This window comes from Actinosynnema sp. (assembly GCF_052038725.1).
In genome coordinates this window covers 1-4,134 of the sequence record NZ_JBQGCX010000270.1, presented here as the reverse complement: position 1 = coordinate 4,134, position 4,134 = coordinate 1, and the positions used below count along the sequence as shown (strand labels likewise).

Here is a 4,134-nt window from a genome sequence, read left to right as displayed (position 1 = left end):
GATCGGCCATCCGCCGCTGCCGCCCCACCCCCGACTGCCGGCAGGGTGGTTCGGCACGGCTGCCCCAGGCCACCCGCCGTTTCTCCGCAGGCACGGCGGGCGGCCCGGACAGCGGGGCGCTGGCGCCCCGCGACGGCTCGTCCCCCTCCCGGCCGCCCGCACGTCCCGCCCGCGTCAGCGGGGGCGCGGGCGCGCGGCGGAGGGGGACCGCCGAAGCCCTTATCCGATCCGGACGGCGCGCTGGATCTGGTTGCGCCTGGTCCGGCTGCCGCGCGTCTGCTCCTGCCGCACCTGCTCCTCCTCGGGGTGGGTCGCCGGGACAGGACCACTATGTCCCGCCCGCCCGCGCCGGAGGGCATCCGGAAAGGGGATACGCGGTAGTTATGCCCGACTTGGAGCTGCGCCACCTGCGCGCGGTGTGCGCGATCGCAGAGGAGGGCAGCCTGACCAAGGCCGCCTCGCGGCTCGGCCTCACCCAGCCCGCCATGAGCGCCCAGCTGCGCACGGTCGAGCGGATCGTCGGCGGCAGGCTGTTCGAGCGCACGCCCGGCGGCAGCGTGCCCACCGAGCTGGGCAGGCAGGTCGTCGCCTCGGCCAGGCTCGTGCTGGACGAGGTCGGCGGGCTGGTGCGGCTGGCCAGGGAGCGCAGCTCGGGGGCCGACCGGGGGCCGCTGCTGGTGGGGAGCGTGCCGACGCTGTTCTTCGGCGACCTCGTCACCGAGCTGCGCCGCGCCGTTCCCGGCGTCGAGATCCGCACCGAGACCATGCAGGGCGGGTCCGAGCTGCTGGAGAAGCTGGTCGCGGGCCAGTTCCACGTGGCGGTGCTCGACTGGTTCGAGGGCCTGGACACCCGCGAGCTGCGCGGCGTCGAGGTGCGCAGGCTGGTGAGCGAACCGCACTTCGTGGCGCTGCCCGAGTGGGACCGGCTCGCCGGGCAGGACGAGGTCGACCTCGCCGAGCTGGCCGACCGCGACTGGGTCACCCCGCCCGACCAGTTCATCGGCAACCGGCTGCAGATCGTCGCCGCGTGCGCGGGCGCCGGGTTCACGCCCCGGTTCACCCACCACGCCAACGAGGCCAGCAGCGCGCGCGGGCTCGTCGCCAGCGGCGCGGTGTGCTTCGCGCTCCCGCAGTCGCGGGGCGGCGACGGCATCGTGGTCAAACCGCTCAAGGGCTCGCCGCTGCTGATCGACGTCCTGGTGGCGACCCGCCGCGACGGCCCGGTCGCGGGCCGGGCCCACGAGGTCTACGCCTGCGCGGCGCGGGCGTACCGGGCGCTGCTGCCGAGGAACCCGGAGTTCGAGAAGTGGTGGGCCGACCACCCCGAGGCCCACGCCGAGCTGGACACGGCGCTGCTGGTCGACCCGGCGTGAACCCCTCGCCCACGCCGGGCCGGACGTCCCCCGGCCCCGGCGGTGCTCCGGGGCCAGGGGGGTGTGATCAGCGGTTCTCGACCGCGTCGGCGATCGGGGTGGCCGGGCGGCCCAGCAGGGTCGGCAGGTCGTCGGTGACGCGCTCCAGCGCGCCCCGGCCGATGGCGACCTCGATGTCCGTCAGCAGCTCCGCCACGAAGTCGGGCAGCCCGAACCCGACCAGCCCGGCGATCCGCTCCTGCGCCGTCACCGGCTTCGCCTCGTCGCCGGACAGCGCGGCCAGCTCGGCGAACGTCCACGCGCTCGGCCCGGTCAGCTCGTAGACCTTGCCCTCGTGGCCCTCGCCGGTCACCACGATCGCGGCGGCCTCGGCCAGGTCGTCGCGGGAGGCGCTGGCGTTGCGGCCGTCACCGGCGGCGTGCGCGACGACCCCGTGGCCCAGCGCCTGGGTGTAGTTCTCGTGGTACATGCCGTTGCGCAGGAACGCGAACGCGATCCCGGACTCGCGGATGACCCGCTCGGTCGCCGCGTGGTCGGGGGCGAGGGAGAGCGGGGACGTGTCGGCGTCCACCACGCTCGTGTAGGCGATGAACGCCACGCCCGCGGCCTTGGCGGCCTCCACCGCGCGGGTGTGCTGCGCGACCCGGTCCGGCCCGTCCGCCGACACCAGCACGAGCCGGTCCACGCCCGCGAACGCCGCGCGCAGCGACTCGGCGTCGTCGAAGTCGGCCTTGCGCACGTCGACGCCGCGCGCGGCGAGCGCCTCGGCCTTCTCCGGCGAGCGGGTCGAGACGGCCAGCTCCGAGGCGGGGATGCGGGTGAGGACGTGGTCGGCGATGAGGGCGCCCAGGTGGCCGGTGGCCCCGGTGATCAGCGTGGTCATGCGACCACGGTAGGAATCGAAGCTCACTTTTCGTAAGTACCCACTATTTTGTCGGGTACTTACCTCGGCGGAAGGATGCAGGTAACGTGGACGGCATGGCGACGACGGGTGACGTGTACGACCGCAACTGCCCCTCCCGGCAGATCGCCAGCCACGCCACGAGCCAGTGGGGCGGGTTGGTCCTCGGCAAGCTCCTGGAGGGCAAGCTGCGGTTCAGCGAGCTGCGCAGGGCGGTCGTGGGCGTCAGCGAGAAGATGCTGGCCCAGACCCTGCAGGCGCTGGAGCGCGACGGCCTGGTGCTGCGCGAGGTCCACCCCGTGATCCCCCCGCACGTCGACTACTCCCTCACCCCGGCGGGCGCGCAGCTCGCCGCGCGGGTGCGCGGCCTCTACGACTGGATCGAGGACAACCTCCCCGACCTGTGCGCCGCCAGGGACGCCTACGACGCCAAGCGCGCGGGGACCACCGTGTGACGGGTGCGACGGCCCCGTGAGTTCTGAACCGGTTCGGCGGGGTCGTTGGGGTCTGCGCGGAACCGGGTGGTCGGAACCACTGGAGGTCGTATGGGCGGCAGACGGAAGCACACGGCGGGCGGGGCGGCACTGGCCCTGCCCTTCACGGACGACCGGCACCCCGCGGAGCCCTACCCCGGCGCTCGGCCGGGTGCCTGCTTCGTTCACCTGGACGGGGCGGGTTGGCCGGTAGACCCGGACCCGATGACTGACTCGGGGTGGCGGGTTTCCCCCGACGGGGTGGACCTGGACGAGTGGCTGGCCGGGCACGGCGAGCCGCCGATGGCGGAGCGGACCCCGGTGCTGGCCTACGGGTCCAACGCCAACCCCGCCAAGGTCACCTGGTTGCGCGAGGAGCTCGGTCTCACCGGTCCCGCGGTGGTGCTGCGCGCCAGGTGCGAGGGGCTGGCGGCGGTGTGGGCCTCGGGCCTGCGCAAGGTCGACGGGCAGCGGCCCGCGACCCTGGCCGCCATGCCGGACGTCACCGAGGAGCACGCGGTCTGGTTCGCCACCGCCGAGCAGCTGCGCGTGCTGGACCGCTGCGAGGGGCGCGGGCTGCGCTACCGGCTGGTCCGCGTGCACAGCGGCCGGGTGACCCTGTTCGACGGCTCGGTGGTCGACTCGGTGCTCGCCTACACCGGCGCGGGCCGCAGGCGGATGCCGCTGCTGTCGGCCGGTGAGCCGGTGCGCTGCGCCGAGGTCGACCAGGTGGGGGCGCGCTGGCTCGGCGGGCGGCCCGCGCCCGACGACGGTCTCGACGTCACCCCGGTCCACGGCTACCCGGCGCCCGACGAGTGGCCGGACCGCCTGTTCGTCTACGGCACGCTCCAGCCGGGGCAGAGCGCGTGGGGGCTCGTCGAGCCCCTCACCAGCGGCTCGCCCGAGCCCGCGCGGGCGTCCGGGACGCTGCACGACACCGGGCTCGGCTACCCGGCGCTGCGCCCCGGCGGCGGGGTCGCGAACGTGCCGGGCCACGTGCTGCGGCTGACCTCGCCGGAGGAGGCGCTGCCGGTGCTGGACGAGTACGAGGGCGACGAGTACCGGCGGGTCCGGGTGACCCTGCCGGACGGGCGGGTGTGCTGGACGTACCTGTGGCGCGGGCCGGTCGACGGGTTCGCGGAGCTGCCGGAGGGGTGGGTGTGACGGTGGCGCCCCCTGGAAGCGGACCGTGACCAGCGTCGACCGCTCGGGCCGCACGAAGGTGTGAGATCGAGTCGCCCGCGTCCGGCGTAGGCCCGATCCGGTGAATCTCCCCCGTCAGGGGCCACCGGAGCGGGCACCGGGTACGTCCTCCTCCAGCAGCATCCGACTCTGGAGGTGGGACATGAGGCGACGGCTGATCGCGGTGTGCGGGGTGGCGCTGGCC

General features: G+C 74.8%; 4 protein-coding genes. 3 read left to right on the top strand and 1 reads right to left on the bottom strand.

Features of this window, described 5'->3' with window-relative positions; all coding sequences use genetic code 11:
• The first annotated feature begins 383 nt into the window (after positions 1 to 383).
• Positions 384 to 1,373 carry a LysR family transcriptional regulator gene (locus tag ACTUAL_RS05265; protein WP_440899453.1) on the top strand — a complete coding sequence of 330 codons (990 nt, stop codon included), beginning with the start codon at positions 384 to 386 and terminating at the stop codon, positions 1,371 to 1,373.
• A gap of 67 nt (positions 1,374 to 1,440) precedes the next feature.
• On the opposite strand, the gene ACTUAL_RS05260 is transcribed toward ACTUAL_RS05265, so the two are convergent.
• Positions 1,441 to 2,256 carry an SDR family oxidoreductase gene (locus tag ACTUAL_RS05260; RefSeq protein WP_440899452.1) on the bottom strand — a complete coding sequence of 272 codons (816 nt, stop codon included), beginning with the start codon at positions 2,254 to 2,256 and terminating at the stop codon, positions 1,441 to 1,443.
• Between the two features lie 95 nt (positions 2,257 to 2,351).
• Between ACTUAL_RS05260 and ACTUAL_RS05255 the strand changes: the two genes are divergently transcribed.
• The gene (locus ACTUAL_RS05255; RefSeq protein ID WP_041837307.1) at positions 2,352 to 2,729 is read left to right on the top strand and encodes a winged helix-turn-helix transcriptional regulator; all 378 of its coding nucleotides are present in this window, start codon (positions 2,352 to 2,354) and stop codon (positions 2,727 to 2,729) included.
• 243 nt (positions 2,730 to 2,972) lie between these two features.
• Positions 2,973 to 3,911, top strand: coding sequence for a gamma-glutamylcyclotransferase family protein (locus tag ACTUAL_RS05250; protein ID WP_232519677.1), 939 nt, complete (start codon positions 2,973 to 2,975; stop codon positions 3,909 to 3,911).
• The last annotated feature ends 223 nt before the right edge of the window (positions 3,912 to 4,134 follow it).